Source organism: Paraburkholderia sp. BR10923 (genome assembly GCF_040948765.1).
In the GTDB taxonomy this organism is placed as follows: domain Bacteria; phylum Pseudomonadota; class Gammaproteobacteria; order Burkholderiales; family Burkholderiaceae; genus Paraburkholderia; species Paraburkholderia youngii.
Genome location: NZ_JBFPKO010000179.1, coordinates 1 through 348, shown reverse-complemented (window position 1 = coordinate 348; position 348 = coordinate 1). Strand labels below are relative to the sequence as shown.

General features: G+C 59.5%; 1 protein-coding gene. It reads left to right on the top strand.

Annotated elements, in window-relative coordinates; genetic code table 11:
• The coding region (locus AB3X94_RS42005; RefSeq protein WP_368594437.1) for a transposase at nucleotides 1-348 on the top strand (348 nt) is incomplete at both ends.

Genomic DNA, 348 nt, shown 5'->3' with positions numbered 1-348 from the left:
ACTGGCGCGTCAGGTTCAGCAGGCCACGGGCCAGACGGTCAAGGTGGCGTTCGCGGATCAGGGATATACCGGCGAAGAGCCCGCACAGGCGGCGCTTGACGAAGGGATTGAACTTCAGGTCATCAAGTTGCCTGAGGCGAAAAAGGGCTTCGTGCTGTTGCCGCGCCGCTGGGTGGTTGAGCGCAGCTTCGGCTGGCTCAACCGCTTCCGCCGACTCGCACGAGACTACGAGCGATTGCCCGAAACTCTGGCCGGCTTGCACTTCGTCGTGTTCTCCGTGCTTATGCTCGTTCACTTTGCAACCCTTAGCAAAAGTGCCTTCTATGAGCAGTCGTTTGTCAAGCCCTT